General features: G+C 72.7%; 18 protein-coding genes and 1 tRNA gene. 13 read left to right on the forward strand and 6 right to left on the reverse strand.

The window, feature by feature from the left end:
* The first annotated feature begins 52 nt into the window (after window positions 1-52).
* From UIS43_RS21895 to UIS43_RS21905, 3 genes are all read left to right on the forward strand, one after another.
* Window positions 53-610 carry a TetR/AcrR family transcriptional regulator gene (locus UIS43_RS21895; RefSeq protein ID WP_013151127.1) on the forward strand — a complete coding sequence of 186 codons (558 nt, stop codon included), beginning with the start codon at window positions 53-55 and terminating at the stop codon, window positions 608-610.
* Window positions 611-714: 104 nt separating this feature from the next.
* Window positions 715-1,998: a phosphopyruvate hydratase gene (gene eno, locus UIS43_RS21900; protein WP_013151128.1), complete on the forward strand. Its 1,284-nt coding sequence runs from the start codon at window positions 715-717 to the stop codon at window positions 1,996-1,998.
* Window positions 1,999-2,139: 141 nt separating this feature from the next.
* The gene (locus tag UIS43_RS21905) at window positions 2,140-2,511 is read left to right on the forward strand and encodes a septum formation initiator family protein (RefSeq protein ID WP_013151129.1); all 372 of its coding nucleotides are present in this window, start codon (window positions 2,140-2,142) and stop codon (window positions 2,509-2,511) included.
* 10 nt (window positions 2,512-2,521) lie between these two features.
* On the opposite strand, the gene crcB (UIS43_RS21910) is transcribed toward UIS43_RS21905, so the two are convergent.
* Together crcB (UIS43_RS21910) and crcB (UIS43_RS21915) are read right to left on the reverse strand one after the other, a co-directional pair.
* Complete coding sequence (gene crcB / locus UIS43_RS21910; RefSeq protein WP_013151130.1) at window positions 2,522-2,899, reverse strand: fluoride efflux transporter CrcB; 378 nt, start codon at window positions 2,897-2,899, stop codon at window positions 2,522-2,524.
* Window positions 2,896-3,336, reverse strand: a complete 441-nt coding sequence (gene crcB, locus UIS43_RS21915; protein ID WP_013151131.1) for a fluoride efflux transporter CrcB — start codon at window positions 3,334-3,336, stop codon at window positions 2,896-2,898. Before crcB (UIS43_RS21915) ends, crcB (UIS43_RS21910) begins: the two co-directional genes overlap by 4 nt.
* A 267-nt stretch (window positions 3,337-3,603) precedes the next feature.
* Here crcB (UIS43_RS21915) and UIS43_RS21920 point away from each other — a divergent pair, with 267 nt between their 5' ends.
* From UIS43_RS21920 to UIS43_RS21935, 4 genes are all read left to right on the forward strand, one after another.
* Window positions 3,604-4,191, forward strand: coding sequence for a DUF501 domain-containing protein (locus UIS43_RS21920; RefSeq protein WP_013151132.1), 588 nt, complete (start codon window positions 3,604-3,606; stop codon window positions 4,189-4,191).
* Window positions 4,188-5,168 (forward strand): Ppx/GppA phosphatase family protein, encoded by a 981-nt coding sequence (locus UIS43_RS21925; protein ID WP_013151133.1) that lies wholly within the window; start codon window positions 4,188-4,190, stop codon window positions 5,166-5,168. Before UIS43_RS21920 ends, UIS43_RS21925 begins: the two co-directional genes overlap by 4 nt.
* Before the next feature lie 346 nt (window positions 5,169-5,514).
* Window positions 5,515-6,891 (forward strand): NAD(P)/FAD-dependent oxidoreductase, encoded by a 1,377-nt coding sequence (locus UIS43_RS21930; protein WP_013151134.1) that lies wholly within the window; start codon window positions 5,515-5,517, stop codon window positions 6,889-6,891.
* Between the two features lie 128 nt (window positions 6,892-7,019).
* Window positions 7,020-7,093 (forward strand) — tRNA-Leu (locus UIS43_RS21935).
* Window positions 7,094-7,197: 104 nt separating this feature from the next.
* Here the strand turns inward: UIS43_RS21935 and UIS43_RS21940 are convergent.
* The gene (locus UIS43_RS21940) at window positions 7,198-9,033 is read right to left on the reverse strand and encodes a helix-turn-helix domain-containing protein (protein ID WP_370011515.1); all 1,836 of its coding nucleotides are present in this window, start codon (window positions 9,031-9,033) and stop codon (window positions 7,198-7,200) included.
* 141 nt (window positions 9,034-9,174) lie between these two features.
* Here UIS43_RS21940 and pruA point away from each other — a divergent pair, with 141 nt between their 5' ends.
* The 3 genes from pruA (at window position 9,175) to UIS43_RS21955 (ending at window position 13,044) form a co-directional block, all read left to right on the forward strand.
* Window positions 9,175-10,800 carry an L-glutamate gamma-semialdehyde dehydrogenase gene (gene pruA / locus UIS43_RS21945; RefSeq protein ID WP_071621271.1) on the forward strand — a complete coding sequence of 542 codons (1,626 nt, stop codon included), beginning with the start codon at window positions 9,175-9,177 and terminating at the stop codon, window positions 10,798-10,800.
* A gap of 135 nt (window positions 10,801-10,935) precedes the next feature.
* Window positions 10,936-11,862 (forward strand): proline dehydrogenase family protein, encoded by a 927-nt coding sequence (locus UIS43_RS21950; protein ID WP_013151137.1) that lies wholly within the window; start codon window positions 10,936-10,938, stop codon window positions 11,860-11,862.
* A gap of 249 nt (window positions 11,863-12,111) precedes the next feature.
* Window positions 12,112-13,044: a Bax inhibitor-1/YccA family protein gene (locus UIS43_RS21955; protein WP_013151138.1), complete on the forward strand. Its 933-nt coding sequence runs from the start codon at window positions 12,112-12,114 to the stop codon at window positions 13,042-13,044.
* Between the two features lie 128 nt (window positions 13,045-13,172).
* On the opposite strand, the gene UIS43_RS21960 is transcribed toward UIS43_RS21955, so the two are convergent.
* The 3 genes from UIS43_RS21960 to UIS43_RS21970 all read right to left on the reverse strand — a co-directional run bounded on the left by UIS43_RS21960 (window position 13,173) and on the right by UIS43_RS21970 (window position 16,179).
* Window positions 13,173-13,424: a DUF4287 domain-containing protein gene (locus UIS43_RS21960; protein WP_013151139.1), complete on the reverse strand. Its 252-nt coding sequence runs from the start codon at window positions 13,422-13,424 to the stop codon at window positions 13,173-13,175.
* Window positions 13,425-13,769: 345 nt separating this feature from the next.
* Window positions 13,770-14,990 (reverse strand): acetyl-CoA C-acetyltransferase, encoded by a 1,221-nt coding sequence (locus tag UIS43_RS21965; protein WP_013151140.1) that lies wholly within the window; start codon window positions 14,988-14,990, stop codon window positions 13,770-13,772.
* A gap of 133 nt (window positions 14,991-15,123) precedes the next feature.
* Window positions 15,124-16,179, reverse strand: coding sequence for an SGNH/GDSL hydrolase family protein (locus UIS43_RS21970; RefSeq protein ID WP_013151141.1), 1,056 nt, complete (start codon window positions 16,177-16,179; stop codon window positions 15,124-15,126).
* A 377-nt stretch (window positions 16,180-16,556) separates the two neighbouring features.
* Here UIS43_RS21970 and UIS43_RS21975 point away from each other — a divergent pair, with 377 nt between their 5' ends.
* The 3 genes from UIS43_RS21975 (at window position 16,557) to UIS43_RS21985 (ending at window position 20,157) form a co-directional block, all read left to right on the forward strand.
* The gene (locus tag UIS43_RS21975) at window positions 16,557-17,933 is read left to right on the forward strand and encodes a cystathionine beta-synthase (protein WP_013151142.1); all 1,377 of its coding nucleotides are present in this window, start codon (window positions 16,557-16,559) and stop codon (window positions 17,931-17,933) included.
* 149 nt (window positions 17,934-18,082) lie between these two features.
* Entirely contained in the window at window positions 18,083-18,823 is a 741-nt protein-coding gene (locus UIS43_RS21980) for an acyltransferase (RefSeq protein WP_370011519.1), read from the forward strand.
* A 188-nt stretch (window positions 18,824-19,011) separates the two neighbouring features.
* Window positions 19,012-20,157, forward strand: a complete 1,146-nt coding sequence (locus UIS43_RS21985) for a cystathionine gamma-synthase (RefSeq protein WP_013151144.1) — start codon at window positions 19,012-19,014, stop codon at window positions 20,155-20,157.
* Window positions 20,158-20,191 lie beyond the last annotated feature (34 nt).

Raw genomic sequence — 20,191 nt, forward strand, 5'->3', positions numbered from 1 at the left:
GGTCGGCGTTAGACTCGGCTGACCGGGTGGCGAGGGAACGGGAGTGACACGGGTGCCCAGAGCGCGGAGCGACACCAAGGCGCAGATCCGGGCGGTGGCCCTGGAGCTGTTCGCCCGCAAGGGGTTCGAGAAGACCAGCCTGCGCGAGATAGCCGAGCGCCTGGACATCACCAAGGCCGCGCTGTACTACCACTTCCCCTCCAAGAACGACCTGCTCACGTCACTGGTCAGGCCCCTGGGCGAGGACATGGAGGCGCTCTTCGCCAGGTACGGCGGCCGTGGCGGGGCCGACGACCCGCGCGCGCTGCTGGGCGACTACTTCGACGTCTGCGTGCGCCACAGCGCCCTGCTGCTCGCCGTCCTCAACGACCTGGGCGCGCTGGCCGACGTGGGGCTGGTCGAATCCGTCATCTCCTGGCGCCGACGCCTGGACGCCCTCCTCGTGGGGCCCGAGGGCGGCGTGCCCGCCCGGATGGGCGCCGTGATCGCCCTCGGCGGCATCCAGGACCTCTCGGTCATGTTCTCCCCCGAGGAGGCCGCCGACCACCGCGAACGCGCCATCGACATCGCCATGGCCGCCCTGGAGTCGGGCATGTCCGATATGGACTAGACCAATTCCGCCGGGTGCGCGCTTCCTCCCCGGTGCGGGGTCGCTAGTCTCGTGTCGGGTCCTGAACCAGTGGTCCGAGAAACCCCAAGAGACGGAGAGAGACCGTGGCGTCCATCGAGGCAGTACAGGCGCGGGAGATCCTTGACTCCCGGGGCAACCCGACAGTCGAGGTCGAGGTTCTGCTCGACGACGGAACCATCGCGCGCGCGGGCGTCCCCAGCGGCGCCTCCACCGGCCAGTTCGAGGCCGTCGAGCTGCGCGACGGCGGTGACCGCTACGGCGGCAAGGGCGTGACCAAGGCCGTCACGGCCGTCAACGACGAGATCGCCGACGAGCTGCTCGGCCACGCCCCCGACGAGCAGCGCATCATCGACCGCGCGCTCATCGACCTGGACGGCACCCCGGACAAGTCCCGGATCGGCGCCAACGCCATCCTGGGCGCCTCCCTGGCCGTGGCCAGGGCCGCCGCGGCCGAGGCCGGGCTGCCCCTGTTCCGCTACATCGGCGGCCCCAACGCGCACGTGCTGCCGGTGCCGATGATGAACATCCTCAACGGCGGCGCGCACGCCGACAGCAACGTCGACATCCAGGAGTTCATGGTCGCGCCGATCGGCGCTCCCACCTTCTCCGAGGCCGTCCGCTGGGGCACCGAGGTCTACCACGCCCTCAAGTCGGTCCTCAAGGCCCACGGCCTGGCCACCGGCGTGGGCGACGAGGGCGGCTTCGCCCCCAACCTGGACAGCAACCGCGCCGCCCTCGACCTGATCGTGGAGGCCATCGAGAAGGCGGGCTACACCCCGGGCACCGACATCGCGCTCGCCCTGGACGTGGCCGCCAGCGAGTTCTTCAGCGACGGCGTGTACACCTTCGAGGGCAAGGCCCGCTCCTCGGAGGAGATGGCCGCCTACTACGCCGAGCTGGTGGAGGCCTACCCGCTCGTCTCGATCGAGGACCCCCTCGACGAGGAGGACTGGGAGGGCTGGAAGAAGCTCACCGCCCAGCTGGGCGACAAGGTGCAGCTCGTGGGCGACGACCTGTTCGTCACCAACCCCGAGCGGCTCCAGCGCGGCATCCTGGCCGACACCGCCAACTCGCTGCTGGTGAAGGTCAACCAGATCGGCACCCTCACCGAGACGCTGGACGCGGTCTCCCTCGCCCAGCGCAGCGGTTACACGGCCATGATCAGCCACCGCTCCGGCGAGACCGAGGACACCACCATCGCCGACATCGCGGTGGCCACCAACGCCGGGCAGATCAAGACCGGCGCCCCGGCTCGCAGCGAGCGGGTCGCCAAGTACAACCAGCTGCTGCGTATCGAGGAGGAACTCGACGACGCCGCCGTGTACGCGGGCGTGTCGGCCTTCCCGCGCTTCGCCGCGCGCGGCTAGTCTGCCCCAGTGCCCCGCGAATCCGAGCAGCAGCGTCCAAAGGCCAAGAAGGCGGCCAAAGCCGACAGGCCAGGGCGCGGCCCTGCCCGGAAGACGGGGTCCTCGGGCACGGGCACGGGCCGCACCCCCCGGGTGCGGCCCATGCTCACCAGCCGCGCGGCCATCCTCGCGCTCGTGGTGTGCGTGATCGCGCTCAGCCTGGCCTACCCGCTGCGCGAGTACATCGCCCAGCGCGCCCAGCTCGCCGAACTCCGCGAGGAGCGCGCGCGCATGGAGCAGAGCGTGCAGGACCTGCGCCAGCGCGAGGAGGAGATGACCCAGGACGCCTATGTGGAGCGCGAGGCCCGCGTCCGGCTGCACTACCAGTACCCCGGCGAGACCGCCTACATCGTCATCCCGCCCGACTCCGAGGACGAGGACGAGGACGACACCGGCCCCAGCGAGCCCTGGTTCACCACCCTGTGGCGCTCGGTGGAGGAGGCCGACAGCCCGCCGCCCGACGACGGGCTCTGAGCCCGCGCCCTCAGAGCAGGGCGCCCGCGGCCCACGCCCCCGCCGCCAGTGCGGCCAGCGCGCAGCCCCCGGTCAGGGCCGCGTAGCCGGCGGCGGCCGGGACACGCCCCTCCCGGGCCAGGGAGAGGACCTCGTGGGAGAAGGTCGAGTACGTGGTCAGCGCGCCGCACAACCCGACGGAGAGCAGGGCCCACAGCCGCGGGGGGAGCGCCGCCGCCCCCGCCGCGCCGACCAGCAGCCCCAGCAGCAGGGTGCCCGCGACGTTCACGGTGAACGTGCCCCAGGGCAGCCCCGTGCCGACCGCGCGCGAGACGGCCCGGTCCACCAGGTAGCGCAGGGCCGCGCCCGCGCCGCCGCCCAGACCGACGAGCCACACATCCCAGTTCACGGCCGCCTCCTACGGACCAGCGCGCGGACCGCGCGCCCCGTGGCCCACGCGCCCAGGGCGGTCCCGGCCACCGCCCCGACCAGCGTGAGCGCCATGTAGGCCGCGGCCTCGGCGACCCGTCCGGAGGCCGCCAGCGCCCCCGTGTCCAGGACGTGGGCCGAGTAGGTGGTGAACCCGCCCAGGAAGCCGGTGCCGAGCAGCTGCCTGACCCAGGGCGGCGCGGGCCGGGGCCCGGCGGCGGCCGCGACCAGGACGCCGATGAGCACCGAGCCTGCGAGGTTGACGGCCAGGGTGGCCAGCGGCGGACCGCCGTCGGGGGTCGGCCAGGCCTGCGCCACCAGGTGGCGGGCCACCGCCCCCGCGGCCCCGCCGCAGGCGGCGATCCCGGCCATGGCGGCCACGTGCCGGGAGCGGGGCGCTCGGTCGTCGGCGGACATGGTTCTCCCCACACGTCGTGGCCCCGGCCGCGGGAGCCGGAACGCCGGTGCGCAGGGACCGTTGGCGGACGTCGCGGTCGGCTGACGGCAGGCCCCACCGCCGCGCGCCGACCGGTGTGACGGCGCCACGGACGCCTGAGGCCCGTGCGCCGCCATCCTACTCGCGGGACGCGGGGGTGTTCCGTGCCCGGCGACGGCTCCGCGCGGGAGGGGCGACAGGGACGCCCGCGCCTTCGGGTGCGTGTGCGGCCCTATGCTGGGTGCGCCATGACTTCCGCAGATCAGCCCGCGCCCGGGCACGCCGCCGGGCGCCCCGCTCCGGTCGCCGAGCGCGACACCGCCGCCGTCGAACTCCAACTGGGCCGCCCGCCGCGCGGTGTACGCGCGATCGCGCACCGCTGCCCCTGCGGCCTGCCCGACGTGGTGCGCACCGCGCCCCGGCTGGAGAACGGCGAGCCCTTCCCGACCCTGTACTACCTGACGTGCCCGCGCGCCGCCTCGGCCATCGGCCGGATGGAGAACGAGGGCCGCATGCGCCGGATGCAGGAGCGCCTGGGGGAGGAGCCCGAACTCCGGGCCGCCTACACCAGGGCGCACGAGGCCTACCTGGCCGAGCGGGCCGAGCAGGCGCGCCTGGACGGCGTCGAGCCGCTGCCCGAGGGCATGCAGAGCACCGGTGGCATGCCCACCCGGGTCAAGTGCCTGCACGCGCTGGTCGCCCACGAGCTGGCCGAGCCGGGGACCAACCCCTTCGGAGCCGAGGCGCTGGAGGAACTGCCGCACTGGTGGGACAGGGGCCCGTGCGTGTGTGTCGACGAGGACGCCCCCGAGGGCGACGAAGGGAACGCATCATGAGCGGTGTCGCGGCCATCGACTGCGGAACCAACTCCGTCCGGCTGCTGATCGCCGACGTCGTCCACGTGGGCGAGGACGAGGTGCAGGTGGTCGACGTCGACCGGCGCATGGAGATCGTGCGCCTGGGTGAGGGCGTGGACGAGACCGGGGCGTTCGCGCCCCAGGCGCTGGAGCGCACCTTCGAGGCGCTGCGCGGGTACGCCGAGGCCATCGAGGCGCACGGCATCGCCCTGGGCCCGGACGCGGTGCGCATGGTCGCCACCAGCGCCACCCGGGACGCGAGCAACCGCCAGGTCTTCGTCGACGGCGTGCGCGACATCCTCGGCGTGGAGCCCGAGGTGGTCACCGGCCTGGACGAGGCCGAGCTGTCCTTCGTGGGCGCCACCGCCGAGCTGGAGGCCGAGGGCCCGGGCGAGGACCTGGCCCCGCCCTTCCTGGTCGTGGACATCGGCGGCGGCTCCACCGAGTTCGTCCTGGGCGGCGCCTTGTCCGGGGACGACGGCGAGCTGGTCCGCGCGTCGCTGTCGGTGGACATCGGCTGCGTGCGCATGACCGAGCGCCACCTGCGCAGCGACCCTCCCACGGCGCAGGAGGTCGCGGCGGCGACCGCCGACATCGAGGCCGCGCTGGACGAGGTCGAGCGGGTGGTCCCGCTGCGCGAGGCCGCCTCGGTCGTGTGCGTCGCGGGTACCGCGACCACGGTCGCCGGTATCGCCCTGGACCTGCCCGAGTACGACCCCGAGCGCATCCACCACACCCGCGTGGGCGTCGCCGACCTGGACCGCATCACCGGGGAGCTGCTCAAGGCCACCTCGCGGGAGCGGTCGATGATCGGCGTCATGCACCCGGGCCGGGTGGACGTCATCGGCGCGGGCGCGCTCGTGCTGTCGCGGGTGCTCGCCCGCACGGGGGCCGACTCCTTCACGGCCAGTGAGCACGACATCCTCGACGGTGTGGCCTGGAGCCTGGTCGTGTGACGCCGCCCGCGGGAGGGCGCCCCACCGGGCGTCTTCCGCGGTGCGCGCAAGGGCGCCACGGGTGAGACGTGTCACCCCCCAGGGGCCTTGTGAATGCTTTCACAACCGTTCTGACCTGCGAAAACGTCGATAGGGTGGAGCGGGAAGTGGTGGGAAGGTGAGCCGGTGTGAACCTTCTCTGTCGGAGGGGGCTTGTGAAAGAATGCACAAGCGAAGGGACGAAGCACCCCGCTCCGACCCGGGCGGCACCCCGCCGCGACCACGGCGCGGGCGACCGAAGACCGTGACAACCTCGCGGCCCCTGGGAAGGGGCGCCACACAGAAGAACCGTTAGGGCGGAAATGCGATGACCGAGAGCAGGAACTACCGGCTGGTACACGGCGGAGGGGACGACGCGGAGATCCCGCACATCCTCATCGTCGGCGGCGGTTACCTCGGGATGTACACCGCGAGGCGGCTGGAGAAGAAGCTCGGGGCGGGCGAGGCGCGGATCACCGTCATCGACCCCAACTCCTACATGACCTACCAGCCCTTCCTGCCCGAGACCGCGTCCGGCAGCATCTCGCCCCGACACGTGGTCGTCCCGCTGCGCAAGGTCTTCAAGCGGGTCCGCGTCCTGGGCGGCAGGGTCGTGCGCATCGACCACGCCGACCGCACGGTCCGCTACGAGCCCAACGTCGGCGAGGCCCAGACCCTCGCCTACGACTACCTCGTCATGGCCGCCGGAGCGGTCTCGCGCACCCTGCCCATCCCCGGCCTGGCCGAGTGGGGCATCGGGATCAAGACGGTCGAGGAGGCCGCCTTCCTGCGCAACCACGTCCTGGACCAGCTCTCCATCGCCGACTCCACCGACGACGAGGCCATCCGGCGCAAGGCGCTGAACTTCGTCTTCGTCGGCGGCGGATTCGCCGGGGCCGAGGCCATCGCCGAGCTGGAGGACATGGTCCGCGACGCCGTGCGCCACCACCCCTCGATCGGCCTGGAGGACGTGCAGTTCTACCTCATCGAGGCGGCTGACAAGATCCTCCCCGAGGTCGGCCCCGAGGTCGGCAGCAAGGCGCTCAACCAGCTGCGCCGCCGCGGCATCGACGTCCGGCTCAAGACCTTCCTGGAGTCGGCGGTCGACCAGCACATCAAGCTCAGCGACGGCACCGAGTTCGACTCGGGCACGCTGGTGTGGACCGCGGGCGTCAAGCCCAGCCCGGTCGTGGCCGCCAGCGACCTGCCGCTCGGCCCCAAGGGCCACCTGGACACCAGCGAGTACCTGGCCGTCAACGGCGTGGAGAACGCCTTCGCGGGCGGCGACAACGCGCAGGTGCCGGACGGCAACGGCGGCTACTACCCGCCCAACGCCCAGAACGCGGTCCGCCAGGCCCCGGTCCTGGCCGACAACGTGATCGCCGCCCTGCGCGGCACCGAGCCCAAGGCCTACCGCCACAAGAACCTGGGCGCGGTCGCCGGGCTCGGAGTCCACAAGGGCGCCGCCCAGCTGTTCGGCAAGATCAAGCTCAACGGCCGCCTGGCCTGGTACGCGCACCGGTCCTACCACCTGTTCGCGGTCCCGACCTTCAACCGCAAGATGCGCGTGCTCTCGGACTGGACGCTCGCCCTCTTCCTGCGCCGCGACTACGCCGCGCTCCCGGAGATGGCCGAGCCCCGCCAGGCCTTCGAGGAGGCCAGCCACCCGCAGATCGAGGACGGCCGCCTCCGCCGGGTCAGCTGACCGGGCGCGGCCCACGCGACAGGCGCGCGACACGGTCGGCTTCCCCGAGGGGAGCCGGCCGTTTCCTGTCCCAATGCGGCCAAGCCAAGTCAAAGTGGGCAATCAACCCGCCCGGTATGATGGGCCACGCCCTCGTAGCCCAATGGAAGAGGCAGGCCCCCTAAAAGGGTCACAAGTGTCGGTTCGAGTCCGACCGGGGGTACCCACGGCAACCAGCTCCGACGACGCCTGCTCACCGAGCAGGCGTCGTGTGTTTCGCGGGCCGGACGCCGCCCCGTGTTCCCACGGGGCCTCCGCGTCGGTCCCTCAGCGCGTCGGCCCCTGCTGCTCCATCAACAGCTGCAACTGCGTGAACAGGCGCTCCCCGGGGTCCCCCAGGTCGATCCCGCTCACCGACGCCGCCCGGCGCACCCGGTACCGCAGCGTGTTCGGGTGGATGTGCAGCCGCTCCGCCGCCGCCCGCGCGTCCCCGAACGCCTCCAGGTAGGCCAGCAGGGAGCGCACCAGGTCGGCGCCGCCCGCGCGGTCGTGCTCGATCAGCCGGCTCACCCGCGGGTCCCGCAGCGACGGGTCCTCGCGCAGCCGTGCCAGCGTCTCGCTGACCAGCACCCGCGAGCGCACGTCGGAGATGGTCGCCACGTCCCAGCCCGGACCCCGGTCGGGAGAGCGTTCCACCGCGTCCAGGACCCGGTCCGCCTCCGCACGCGAGTCCGGCACGTCCCCCAGCCGCTCCACCAGCGACCCCACCGCCGCGCGCACCTCCAGTCCCAGCGCCGCGCGCGCCGCCGCCACCGTCTTGCGGGTCAGCGCCAGCACCGACCGCTCCACCCCGCGCCGCCCCTCCCGGACGCGCGCCAGGTCCGGCAGCAGCACGTAGACCCGACCGCCCAGCGCGGTCACCAGGGCGCTGCGCCGGTAGGCCGCGGTGTGCACCGACACCAGGTCGATCAGCTGGCGTCGGCGCAACTCGCGCTCGGGCCGGTCGGGGCGCTCCTCAGCCGCGCCCTCGGGCCCCTCGACCAGGGCGAACGCCACCACCAGCGCTCCCCGGTCGGCGTGCACCTCCACGGTGTCGGCCAGCGCTCCGGCGTCGATCCTGCCCTCCAGCAGGCTCGACAGCAGGTCCTCGCGCAGCCGCAGCCCCGCGCTGGCCTGCGTGCGCTGGCGGATCATCTGCAGCGCGGTGGTGCGCGCCGCGCCCAGCAGGGCCTCCTCCGCGTGCTCGGCCAGCGGCCGGTCGCCCTCCTGCACCCAGATCGCGCCCAGCGGCTGGCGTCCCGCGTGGATGCCCACGGCCAACCGGCGCCTGATGCCCAGTTCGGGGTGCTCCTCCACCCGCACCACCTCCTCGCCCGCGCGCAGCTTGGCGAACACCCCCCACTCGCGCAGCAGCGCCAGGTACGACTCCGGGCCGCGCCGCCCCAGCACCGACAGCCGCCGCAGCTCGTCCACCTCGGCGCCGCTGGAGTAGGCCAGCACCCGGCTCGCCGCGTCCTCGATGCTCACCAGCCCGCCGGTGAGCCTGGCGATGGTCTGCGCCATGGAGAACAGGTCGCCGCCGGACTCGCCCAGGTCCTCCGAGGCGGTCAGGCGGGCCTCGTCCAGGATGGACCGGCACACCGACTGCAACTGGTCCCAGCGCACCTCGGGGCGCACCGCGAGCAGGGCGATCCCCGCCTCCCGCGCCTCGGTGCGCAGCGCCCGCGCCTCGTCACCGCCTCCGGGCCGGGGGCGGCCGGGGCGCGTCCCGGCGGTCGGCGGCGCCTCCTCCGACGCCGGGTGCGCGCTGGTCTTGACCGCGACGGCCGTGGCGCCGCGCTCGGCCAGCGCCCTGACCAGGCGCCGCGCGGAGGCGCCCCGCGCCCCGATCAGCAGCACCAGGTCCCCCTCGCGCACCTCCGTGCGGTCCTCCGGGTCGAGGATGACGACGTTGTCCACCTGGACATCGAGCCCGTCCGGGGCGGCGGCCACGTCCACGACGGGGTCGCCCAGGGCCAGCAGCAGTCCGCGCAAGGGCAGACCCGTGGTCCTGTCATCGGATGAACCATCCTGAACAGGAGGAACCTCCGGCCGCGGGTGCGGTCGGGGCGCCCCGCCGCCGGAGGCGGGACGCGGGTCGGAAGCGGGGCGGTCGTCGCTCATGTGTGTCCCATTTTGTCCTGGAGAACAAATAAGGCGGGCAAAGAGTGGCCTGGTCCACAAGGTTCGCACGCCCTGCTTCTGGGAGCGTTGAGTCAGCCAACCCTGCTTGTTTCAGGGACATTCTTCACCGGGAAGGTGCCCATGGACGCCGTGACCAACGTCCCTCTGCCCCAGAACGAGCCCGTTCTGTCCTACGCGCCCGGCAGCGCCGAGCGCGAGGAACTCGTGGCCAAGCTGGAGGAGCTCGGCAGCCGGAGCATCGACCTGCCGATGCGCATCGGCGGCGAGAGCCGCATGGGCGGCGGCGAGCCCATCGACGTCGTGCAGCCGCACCGCCACGCCGCGGTCCTGGGCACCATGCGCAACGCCACCCACGAGGACGCCCGCGACGCCGTCGCCGCAGCCAAGGCCGCCGCCCCCGCCTGGCGCGCGATGTCCTTCGACGACCGCGCCGCCATCCTCCTGCGCGCCGCCGAACTGCTCTCGGGCCCCTGGCGCGCCACCATCAACGCCGCCACCATGCTCGGCCAGTCCAAGACCGTGCAGCAGGCGGAGATCGACTCGGCCTGCGAGCTGATCGACTTCTGGCGCTTCAACGTCTCCTACGCCCGCGACCTGATCGCCCAGCAGCCGCTGAGCGTCAAGGGCGTGTGGAACCGCATGGAGCAGCGCCCCCTGGAGGGGTTCGTCTACGCGATCACCCCCTTCAACTTCACCGCCATCGCGGGCAACCTGCCCACCGCCCCGGCCCTGATGGGCAACGTGGTCGTGTGGAAGCCGTCCCCGACCCAGCAGTTCGCCGCCGAGCTGACCATGCGCCTGCTGGAGGAGGCGGGCATGCCCCCCGGCGTCATCAACATGGTCACCGGTGACGGCCTCGCCGTCTCCGACGTCGCCCTCAACGACCCGGAGCTGGCCGGTGTGCACTTCACCGGTTCGACCAAGACCTTCCAGCACCTGTGGAAGAGCGTGGGCGAGAACATCGCCAACTACCGCTCCTACCCGCGCATCGTCGGCGAGACCGGCGGCAAGGACTTCATCGTCGCCCACTCCTCGGCCGACCCCGAGGTCCTGCGCACCGCCATCGTGCGCGGCGCCTTCGAGTACCAGGGCCAGAAGTGCTCGGCCGCCTCGCGCGCCTTCGTCGCCCGCTCGGTGTGGGAGCAGGTCCGCGACGACCTCGTCGCCGAGACCGAGGCCCTGACCATGGGCGACGTCACCGACCTGTCCAACTTCGTCGGCGCCGTCATCGACCGCCGCGCCTTCGACAAGCTGGCCAAGGTCCTGGAGGACGCCAAGTCCGACCCGACCCTGACCGTCCTGGCGGGCGGCACCGCCGACGACTCCGTCGGCTACTTCGTGCGCCCCACCATCATCGAGGGCACCGACCCGTCCCACGACGTGTTCCGCACCGAGTACTTCGGCCCGGTCGTCGCCGTCCACGTCTACGAGGACGAGAAGTTCGACGAGGTCCTCAAGACCGTCGACGAGGGCTCGGCCTACGCCCTGACCGGCGCCGTCCTGGCCAGGGACCGCGCCGCCGTGGCCAAGGCCAGCGAGGCCCTGCGCTTCGCCGCGGGCAACTTCTACGTCAACGACCGCCCGACCGGCTCCATCGTGGGCCAGCAGCCCTTCGGCGGCGGGCGCGCCTCCGGCACCAACGACAAGGCGGGTTCGGCGCAGAACCTGTCCCGCTGGTCCAGCCCGCGCGCCATCAAGGAGACCTTCGTCGCGCCGACGGTCTCCTCCTACCCCCACCAGGGCTGACGAGGGGCCCGGGCACCCTCCCGTCCTGAGGGGGCCCGGGAACCAGCCCGCATCCACCGGCGCGGCCGGGACGAACCCCGCCGCGCCCCGCCCGCGCCAGCCCACCGGCTCGCGCACGTCTTTCCCGAGGTCACCATGCTTCGCAAACCCCTGCTGCTCGCCGCCAGGTCCCAGACCTGCCGCACCATCGTCGAGCGCACCCCCGTCACCCGGGCCATGGTCAAGCGGTTCGTCGCGGGCTCCACCCAGGACGAAGCGCTCCCCGTGGTCGGGGAGCTGACCCGGGACCGCCACGTCACCCTGGACTTCCTGGGTGAGGACACCACCGACACGGCCCAGGCCGAGGCGACGGTGACCGCCTACCGGGACCTGCTGGCCGCGCTGGGCGAGGCGGGCCTGGCCGAGCGCGCCGAGGTCTCGGTCAAGCTCTCGGCCGTGGGCCAGTTCCTCAACAGCGACGGCGAGAAGATCGCCCTGGACAACGCCCGCCGGATCGCCGAGGCGGCCAAGGCGGTCGGCACCACGATGACCCTGGACATGGAGGACCACACCACCACCGACTCCACGCTGGGCATCCTGCGCGAACTGCGCCAGGACTTCCCCTTCGTGGGCGCGGTGCTCCAGGCCTACCTGCGCCGCACCGAGGCCGACTGCCGCGACCTGAGCGGGGCCGGTTCGCGCGTGCGCCTGTGCAAGGGGGCCTACGACGAGCCCGAGTCGGTGGCCTTCCGCGACAAGGCCGAGGTGGACAAGGCCTACGTGCGCGCGCTGCGCGTGCTGATGGAGGGCGAGGGCTACCCGATGGTGGCCTCGCACGACCCGCGCATGATCGCCATCGCCGGCTCGCTGGCCGCCGCCAACGGCCGCGGTGAGGACGACTTCGAGTACCAGATGCTCTACGGCATCCGCGACGCCGAGCAGGTCCGGCTGGCCGCCGAGGGCAACCGGATGCGGGTCTACGTGCCCTACGGCGACGAGTGGTACGGCTACTACATGCGCCGTCTGGCGGAGCGTCCGGCGAACGTGCTCTTCCTCGCCCGGTCCCTGGTCACGCGCGGCTAGCGCGGCCGTCACGGCTCCGTCGCCCGCGGGCGGCCCGGGCCGAGGGGGAGGGGGTCGGTGTCCTCGGGCGCCGGCCCCCTCCCGCGTGTCCGCGGGGCGGGCGCCCACGCGCCGCGCGAGGGCCGCGGGCCGGCCCCGGCCGGGCCGCGGCGCCGTGTCTGAACAGTGACCTTGCCCGTGGAACTCCGGATGAGGAGCGTACGTTACCTTGTGGGCAGCAATCCACGCGTGAAAGGGTCTTGACTAGACATGCGGATGCGGAGTTCCAACCCCGTCCTCAAGCGGGCGCTCCAGCAGGCCGGTCCTGCCGGGCACGCCCAGCAGGGGTTCAACGGCCAGCCGGGTTACGGCTACGGCCAGCAGCAGGGTCCCTACGGCCAGCCGGGGTACGGACAACCGTACCCGCAGCAGGGGTACGGCCAGCCCTACCCCCAGCAGGGCTACCCCGGCGGTCCGGTGCAGAGCACCGACAACCAGCCGATGACCATCGACGACGTGGTCGTGCGCACCGGTATGACGCTCGGCGTGGTCGCGGCCTTCGCCGTCGTCAACTACTTCCTCTTCAGCTCGGCTCCGGGCATCGCCGTGGTGCTCACCCTCGTGGGTGCGCTCGGCGGTCTGGTGCTGGGCCTGGTGATCTCCTTCAAGCAGATCACCAACCCCGTCGCCATCCTGAGCTACGCCGCCCTGGAGGGCCTGCTCGTCGGCGGCATCTCCGCGATCCTGGCCAACAGCCTGTCGGTCACCACCGGTGACGCCAGCGCGGGCGGCACGCTCGTGACCCAGGCGGTGCTGGGCACCGTCGTGGTGTTCGCCGTGATGCTCGCCCTGTACAAGTTCCGCGTCATCAAGGTGACCGACGGCTTCGTCAAGGTCGTCACGTACGCGGTCATCGGCGCCGCGGCCCTGATGCTGGTCAACTTCGTGGCCAGCTTCTTCATCGCGGGCGGCATCGGTCTGCGCGAGCCCAGCCCGCTCGGCCTGCTCGTCGGCCTGGTGTTCGTGGTCCTGGCCGCGCTGACCCTGGCCATCGAGTTCCGCGGCATCGAGGAGGGCCTCAACGCCGGCATCCCCAACAAGTTCGCCTGGCAGTTCGCCTTCGGCCTGACCGTCTCCCTGGTCTGGCTCTACATCGAGATCCTGCGCCTGCTCTGGATCATCAAGTCGATCTTCGCGGAGTAGTCCGCGCCCGACGCGCGGAGCACTCCCGCGGCCGCCCGCGGCGTCCGCACACCCACGCGAGGGGCCGCCGCCCGGACGGATGTCCGGGCGGCGGCCCCTTCGCCGTGGTCGGCGAGCCCGCGGCGCGCTCAGGCCTTCCCGCGTCGGGGCGCGGGGATGGAGCGGTTCCTGCGACGGCGGTCGTACTCCGTCACGAGGGCCTGCGCGTACCACTGGGGCAACTCGTACTCGTCGGCGAGCCAGTTCGACCGGTCCTGGCAGCGCACCAGGCCCGGTCCCCCGTCCAGGGCGTCGAACCACTCGTGGAGTCCCCGGCCGGTGACGACCGGGATGCGTTCGATGAGCTTGGCGTGGATCTCCGGCGAGTGGGTTACCGACATGGGCACCTCCGGCAGCGCGTTGGCGTGTGGCACTTACCTGCGACCCTGCATCAGGATCACGTTTTGGACAAGCCCCGGTCACCAGCTTTTACCTTGCAGGTGTGAGAACGTTCGTCTTGAAGGGGTATCCAGACGAACCCTGCTGTGACAGGCGGGGTTTCGTGCGTGTTCCGGAGACGGAGGGGCTGCCGGCCAGCTGCGCCCCCGGCGTCCGCGACCCTGACGCGGGGGACGGGAGCGGTCGGTCGCGGCACGGGCCGACGGGAGGGGCCGTGCACGGCGAAGGGCCCGCAAGCACCACCGGGACCCCGGCGGCGCGTTCCGGGCCCCGGGCCTCGCGGAGCGTCAGCTCAGGCGCTCGAAGACGGCGGCCATGCCCTGCCCGCCGCCGACGCACATGGTCTCCAGGCCGAAGGTCCGGTCGTGGAAGCGCAGGCCGTTGATCAGCGTGCCGGTGATGCGGGCGCCGGTGCTGCCGAACGGGTGGCCGATCGCGATGGCGCCGCCGTTGACGTTGAGCTGGGAGTCGATGTCGATGCCCAGCTGGTCGGCGGAGGGCAGCACCTGCGCGGCGAAGGCCTCGTTGATCTCGACCAGGTCGATGTCGCCCATGGCCATGTTGGCGCGGGCCAGCGCCTGCCGGGAGGCCTCCACCGGGCCCAGGCCCATGATCTCCGGGCTCAGGCCGGTCACCCCGGTGGACACGATGCGGGCCAGCGGGGTGATGCCCAGCTGGGCGGCCTTGGTGTCGCTCATGACGACCACGGCCGAGGCGCCGTCGTTGAGCGGGCAGGCGTTGCCCGCGGTGACGGTGCCGTCGGGGCGGAACACCGGCTTGAGCTCGGAGACCTTCTCGTAGGTGGTGCCTCGGCGGATGCCGTCGTCGGTGCTGACCACGGTGCCGTCGGGCAGGGTCACCGGGGTGATCTCGCGCTCCCAGAAGCCGTTGTCCAGGGACTTCTCGGCGAGGTTCTGCGAGCGGACCGCGAACTCGTCCTGGCGCTGGCGCGAGACGCCGGTGGCCTGGGCGACGTTCTCGGCGGTCTGGCCCATCGCGATGTAGGCGTCGGGCAGGTTGCCGTCCTCGCGCGGGTCGGTCCAGGTTCCGGCACCGCCCTCGGCGCGCTTGGCGGTACGGGCCTTGGCGTCGTCGAAGAGCGGGTTCTCGTTGTTGCCGTCGTCGCTGCTGCCGTTGACGAACCGGCTGACGGTCTCCACGCCCGCGGAGACGAAGACGTCGCCCTCGCCCGCCTTGATGGCGTGGTAGGCCATCCGGGTGGTCTGGAGGGAGGAGGAGCAGTAGCGGGTGACCGTGGTGCCCGGGACGGTGTCCAGACCCAGCTGGACGGCCACGATGCGGGCCATGTTGAAGCCCTGCTCGCCGCCGGGCAGGCCGCAGCCGAGCATCAGGTCGTCGATGCTGCCCGGGTCCAGCTCGGGGACCTTGGCCAGCGCCGCGCGGACGATCTGGGTGGTCAGGTCGTCCGGCCGGATGTCCTTGAGCGAGCCCTTGAAGGCGCGGCCGATGGGGGAGCGGGCGGTTGCGACGATGACTGCTTCGGGCATGGCTGCGTCCCTAACGGTTGAGGTGCTGCGTGTGCAGCTGTGGATCCGGAGGGCCGGGCGACCTGCTCCGGCCTCGGTTGTTACCGACCAGTAAACCTGGCCGGGGGTCCCGCACGCCACCCGGGGTCGGCGTTCAACCGCCCTCCCCGGAACGGTCGGCGTTCTCGGTCGTGGCCATCCCGGTCGACCCGTCCGGGTGCCCGCGGCCGCCCCGGAGGTGGAACGGGCCGCGCACGAGCGCCGCCCAGCGCCCGTGCCTGCCGGATGTGATGACCCCGCTGGCCTGGGCGTCCACCCGGGAGACCTCCGTTCCGGGGGTCTGGGCGGCCACCACGGCCGCGCGGTCCACCGGCAGGACGCCGCTGCTGCGCTCGGCGTCGTCCAGCTCGGGCAGCAGCCCCAGGGCGGCGCAGGCCGAGGGCAGGACGGCGAAGGCGGCCTGCGAGTACCCGAGAGCTGACGGATGAAAACGGTCAGGCCCGAACATGGAAGCAGGATCTGTCCGGAAATCGTCCGCCAGCACGTCGCTCATGGAGACCGCGCGGCCTCCGGCCTCGGTGACCGCGATGACCTGGGCGGCGGCGAGCTGGCGGGAGGCGAGGCGGGCCACCGAACGCAGCGGCCAGCCGATGGGCCGGACGGTGCCCAGGTCGGGGCAGGTGCCCACCACCACCTGCGTGCCGTGGTCGACCAGTTTGCGGACGGTCTCGCGGAGCTGGGCGACGGCGTCGTTGGGGCGCACGCGGCGGATGACGTCGTTGGCGCCGACGAAGATGACCGCGAGGTCGTAGCGGGTGGCCTCCTCCAGGGCGCGGGAGCGCTCGATCTGGACGGCCAGGTTGGCCGAGGTGGTGCCGGGGGAGGCGGTGCAGCGCAGGCGCACGGGGCGCTCGGCGGCCGCCGCCAGCCCCGAGGCCAGGAGGACGCCGGGGGTCTGGTCGGCCCGCTCGACCGCGAACCCGGCGGCGGTGGAGTCGCCCATCATCAGCATGCGGATCGGCGGTCCGGAGCCCCCGCCGTAGACGCCGTTGACCACGGGCCTGTCCCAGCGGGGGGAGCCGACCGCGCGCCGGGCCAGCCTGGCCTGGAGGTAGAGGAGCGCGACGGTGCCGCCGCCCACGAGCGTGAGCCCGCCGCCGCCGAACGCGGTGGCAGCGGCGATCCGTCTTGCGCGTGCGGCTCGCAGCACCGGACACCCCCGAGGCTCGGACCCGCCTGCCCTGGGCGGGACGGATACGAGCGAGGTTACCGGTGGGCAACCCCGGAATCACGTACCTGAGCGGTACACAATCCGCGCCCCGGGGTGAGGGGAGCGGTATGGGCGGAACAGGGGCGGACGGCCGTCCCCCGGGTGGGGGCGCGGGGGCCGCCGGGCGTTCGGGCACCGGCCGCTCCGGCCTTCCTCCGCGGGAGGGCGGCCGGTTCCCCGACGCAGCGGAACCGGCTGGTGGAGACCATTAGAGTCTGAACTGAGACGGGTCGGACCGGCCCAGCGCCCCGGGCTCGCCACCGGGGCGAGGACATGGCGGGCCGAAACCCGGCCGCCACGACGCAGAGGGAGCGCAAGTGCGGGTATACGACTCACTGATCGACCTGGTCGGGGACACTCCGCTCGTCCGTTTGAACAAGGTCACCCAGGTCCTCGGCCCGAACGCCCCGACGGTCCTCGCCAAGGTCGAGTACTTCAACCCGGGCGGCTCGGTCAAGGACCGCATCGCGCTGCGCATGGTCGAGGCGGCCGAGAAGAGCGGCGAGCTCAAGCCGGGCGGCACCATCGTCGAGCCGACCTCGGGCAACACCGGCATCGGCCTGGCCATCGTGGCCCAGGAGAAGGGCTACCGCTGCGTCTTCGTCTGCCCGGACAAGGTCGGCCCGGACAAGCTCTCGGTCCTGCGCGCCTACGGTGCCGAGGTCGTGGTCTGCCCGACCACCGTCGCCCCCGACCACCCGGAGTCCTACTACTCCGTCTCCGACCGGCTGGCCACCGAGATCCCCGGCGCCTGGAAGCCCAACCAGTACGAGAACACGAACAACCCGGAGTCGCACTACCACAGCACCGGCCCCGAGATCTGGGAGCAGACCGAGGGCCGCATCACCCACTTCGTGGCGGGCATCGGCACCGGCGGCACCATCAGCGGGACCGGCCGCTACCTCAAGGAGGTCTCCGGCGGCGCGGTGCGTATCGTCGGCGCCGACCCCGAGGGCTCGGTCTACTCCGGCGGCTCGGGCCGCCCGTACCTGGTCGAGGGCGTGGGCGAGGACATCTGGCCCGGCACCTACGACACCTCGGTGTGCGACGACATCGTGGCGGTCAGCGACAAGGACTCCTTCCTCATGACCCGCCGCCTGGCCCGGGAGGAGGCCCTGCTGGTGGGCGGCTCCTGCGGCCTGGCCGTCGAGGCGGCCCTGCGCGTGGCCCGGGACGCCGGTCCCGACGACGTCGTCGTCGTGCTGCTGCCCGACGGCGGCCGCGGCTACCTCGGCAAGATCTTCAACGACGAGTGGATGGCCGACTACGGCTTCCTGTCGGCCGAGACCGAGGAGGCCACGGCGGGCCAGGTGCTGGCCGCCAAGGGCGGGGAGATGCCCGACTTCGTGCACGCCCACCCGGACGAGACCGTCGGCACGGCCGTGGCCATCATGCGCGAGTACGGCGTCTCCCAGGTGCCGGTGATGAAGGAGGAGCCCCCGGTCATGGCCGCCGAGGTGGTCGGCTCCATCGCCGAGCGCGACCTCCTCGACGCCCTCTTCGACGGCCGCGCGCAGCTGGACGACCTGGTGGAGACCCACATGGGCAGGCCGCTGGCCACCGTGGGCACCGGCACCCCCGTGAGCGACTGCGTCCGCCTGCTGCGCGGGTCCGGCGCCCTGGTGGTGCTGCGCGACGGCAAGCCGGTGGGGATCCTCACCCGCCAGGACCTGCTGGCCCACCTGTCGGGCTGACCCCGTCCGCGGGAACCTCCGCGAAACCGCCACGGGGCCCGGACCGCGCTCGAACCGAGCACGGTTCGGGCCCCGCTGTGTACCGACCGGACATGTCGTCGCATACTCGAACACTGCTAATGTTCGCGACAGTTACTGGTAGGTAATAAATGGGGGCACGCGTGTCGCGGCTGTTGTCCTGGGTTCTCCGCTCCGTCTGGTCGTACGCCCGCGCCAAGGCCGAAATCCGCGCCGACTCCAGGGCGGCCCGCAGGTTCGCGCGCTTCGGCACGGGCTCGGCGATCGCCTTCCCCACGGCCACCCTCTACGGCGAGCCCTGGATCGAGATCGGCGTGCACACCGTCCTGGGCGGGGACATGACCCTCGCCGCCGGGATGGGGCCCGACTACGACCTGGGCCCCGGGACGGTCGTGCGGATCGGCTCGGGCTGCGCCATCGGGCGCGGCTCGCACATCGTCGCCCACAGGTCCGTGGACATCGGCGACCACGTGTACACCGGCCCCTACGTCTACATCACCGACCAGAACCACGCCTACGGCAACACCGAGATCCCCGTCGGCCTCCAGTGGCCGGTGGACGACCCCGTCAGCATCGGCGACGGCACCTGGATCGGCGCGAACGCGGTGATCCTGCCCGGCGTGCACCTGGGCCGCAACTCGGTCGTGGCCGCGGGCACCGTGGTCCGGCCGGGCACCTACCCCGACCACGCCGTCATCGCCGGCGTGCCCGGGAAGGTCGTGCGCACCCACGACCCCGAACTGGGCTGGGACCCGCCGCTGCGCGAGACCGGCACCCCCACCCGGGTGCCCACCCCCGTCACCGGGCTGCCGCCGGAGGTGCCCGCCGAGCCGCCCCGGCCCGGGTCCTCCACCCGCTTCCCGCCCGTCTAGGGCCGGTACGCGGGCAGCACGGTGCCGGGGGTCCCCGGGGACCCCCCGTTATCCAGGAAACCGCGGGGAGGGCCTCCGGCGCCAGCCCCGGTCCGGGCCTGTGGACGGCTCCCGGGCGCGCCCGCGCCCATCGGCGCCGGCCTGTGGAAAACGCGATCGGTGAGGTCAGCGGGCACTAAGGTGGCCCCATGAAGTTCGACGGGTTTGAAACGCTGGCCATCCACGCGGGGCAGGAGCCGGACGCCGGAACCGGGTCCGTGGTGGTGCCGATCTACCAGACGAGCACCTACGCCCAGGACGGCGTGGGCGGTCTGCGCCAGGGCTACGAGTACTCGCGCACCGGCAACCCCACGCGCGCGGCCCTGGAGGAGTGCCTGGCCGCCCTGGAGTCCGGGGTGCGCGGCCTGGCCTTCGCCTCCGGCATGGCCGCCGAGGACACCCTGCTGCGCACGGTGCTCTCGCCCGGCGACCACCTGATCATCCCCGGCGACGCCTACGGCGGCACCTTCCGCCTGGTCTCCAAGGTGGTCGAGCGCTGGGGTGTGCAGTGGGACGCGGTCGACCAGTCCGACCCCGAGGCCGTGCGCGCGGCCGTGCGGCCCAACACCAGGGTGGTGTGGACCGAGACGCCCACCAACCCCCTGCTCAACATCACCGACATCGAGGCCGTCGCGCAGATCGCGCACGACGCCGGCGCCCTGCACGTGGTCGACAACACCTTCGCCTCGTCCTACCTCCAGCAGCCGCTGACCCTGGGCGCGGACGTGGTCGTGCACTCCACCACCAAGTACCTGGGCGGGCACTCCGACGTGGTCGGGGGAGCGCTGGTGGTCTCCGACGCCGAGCTGGGCGAGCGGCTGGCCTTCCACCAGAACACCATGGGCGCGGTCCCGGGGCCGTTCGACTCCTGGCTGACCCTGCGCGGGATCAAGACCCTGGGCGTGCGCATGGACCGGCACAGCGCCAACGCCGAGAAGGTGGTGGCGGCCCTGGAGGGCCACCCCGCGGTGCGCCGGGTGTTCTACCCCGGGTTGGACGCCCACCCGGGGCACAAGACCGCCGAACGGCAGATGAGGGCCTTCGGCGGCATGGTCTCCTTCGCCCTGCGCGACGGTGAGAAGGCGGCGCTCGCCCTGTGCGAGCGCACCGAGGTCTTCACCCTCGGCGAGTCCCTGGGCGGGGTGGAGTCCCTGATCGAGCACCCGGGTCGGATGACGCACGCGTCCACCGCGGGCTCCCCGCTGGAGGTCCCGGCCGACCTGGTGCGGATCTCCGTGGGCATCGAGTCCGCCGACGACCTGGTGGCGGACCTGCTCCAGGCCCTGGAGGGCTAGGGAGGGGCGTCGCGCGGATCGGCTCTCGCCGGTC

The sequence above is a fragment of the Nocardiopsis sp. LDBS0036 genome (genome assembly GCF_041228755.1).
GTDB lineage: Bacteria > Actinomycetota > Actinomycetes > Streptosporangiales > Streptosporangiaceae > Nocardiopsis > Nocardiopsis dassonvillei.

What these genes read in the sequence shown, in the direction of transcription:
- UIS43_RS21905 (WP_013151129.1), top strand. Translation starts at nt 2,140, where the DNA reads ATGCTCACCAGCCGCGCGGCCATCCTCGCGCTCGTGGTGTGCGTGATC.
- crcB (WP_013151131.1), bottom strand. Translation starts at nt 3,336, where the DNA reads ATGTCCGCCGACGACCGAGCGCCCCGCTCCCGGCACGTGGCCGCCATG.
- UIS43_RS21920 (WP_013151132.1), top strand. Translation starts at nt 3,604, where the DNA reads ATGACTTCCGCAGATCAGCCCGCGCCCGGGCACGCCGCCGGGCGCCCC.
- UIS43_RS21925 (WP_013151133.1), top strand. Translation starts at nt 4,188, where the DNA reads ATGAGCGGTGTCGCGGCCATCGACTGCGGAACCAACTCCGTCCGGCTG.
- UIS43_RS21930 (WP_013151134.1), top strand. Translation starts at nt 5,515, where the DNA reads ATGACCGAGAGCAGGAACTACCGGCTGGTACACGGCGGAGGGGACGAC.
- UIS43_RS21940 (WP_370011515.1), bottom strand. Translation starts at nt 9,033, where the DNA reads ATGAGCGACGACCGCCCCGCTTCCGACCCGCGTCCCGCCTCCGGCGGC.
- pruA (WP_071621271.1), top strand. Translation starts at nt 9,175, where the DNA reads ATGGACGCCGTGACCAACGTCCCTCTGCCCCAGAACGAGCCCGTTCTG.
- UIS43_RS21950 (WP_013151137.1), top strand. Translation starts at nt 10,936, where the DNA reads ATGCTTCGCAAACCCCTGCTGCTCGCCGCCAGGTCCCAGACCTGCCGC.
- UIS43_RS21955 (WP_013151138.1), top strand. Translation starts at nt 12,112, where the DNA reads ATGCGGATGCGGAGTTCCAACCCCGTCCTCAAGCGGGCGCTCCAGCAG.
- UIS43_RS21960 (WP_013151139.1), bottom strand. Translation starts at nt 13,424, where the DNA reads ATGTCGGTAACCCACTCGCCGGAGATCCACGCCAAGCTCATCGAACGC.
- UIS43_RS21965 (WP_013151140.1), bottom strand. Translation starts at nt 14,990, where the DNA reads ATGCCCGAAGCAGTCATCGTCGCAACCGCCCGCTCCCCCATCGGCCGC.
- UIS43_RS21980 (WP_370011519.1), top strand. Translation starts at nt 18,083, where the DNA reads ATGGGGGCACGCGTGTCGCGGCTGTTGTCCTGGGTTCTCCGCTCCGTC.
- UIS43_RS21985 (WP_013151144.1), top strand. Translation starts at nt 19,012, where the DNA reads ATGAAGTTCGACGGGTTTGAAACGCTGGCCATCCACGCGGGGCAGGAG.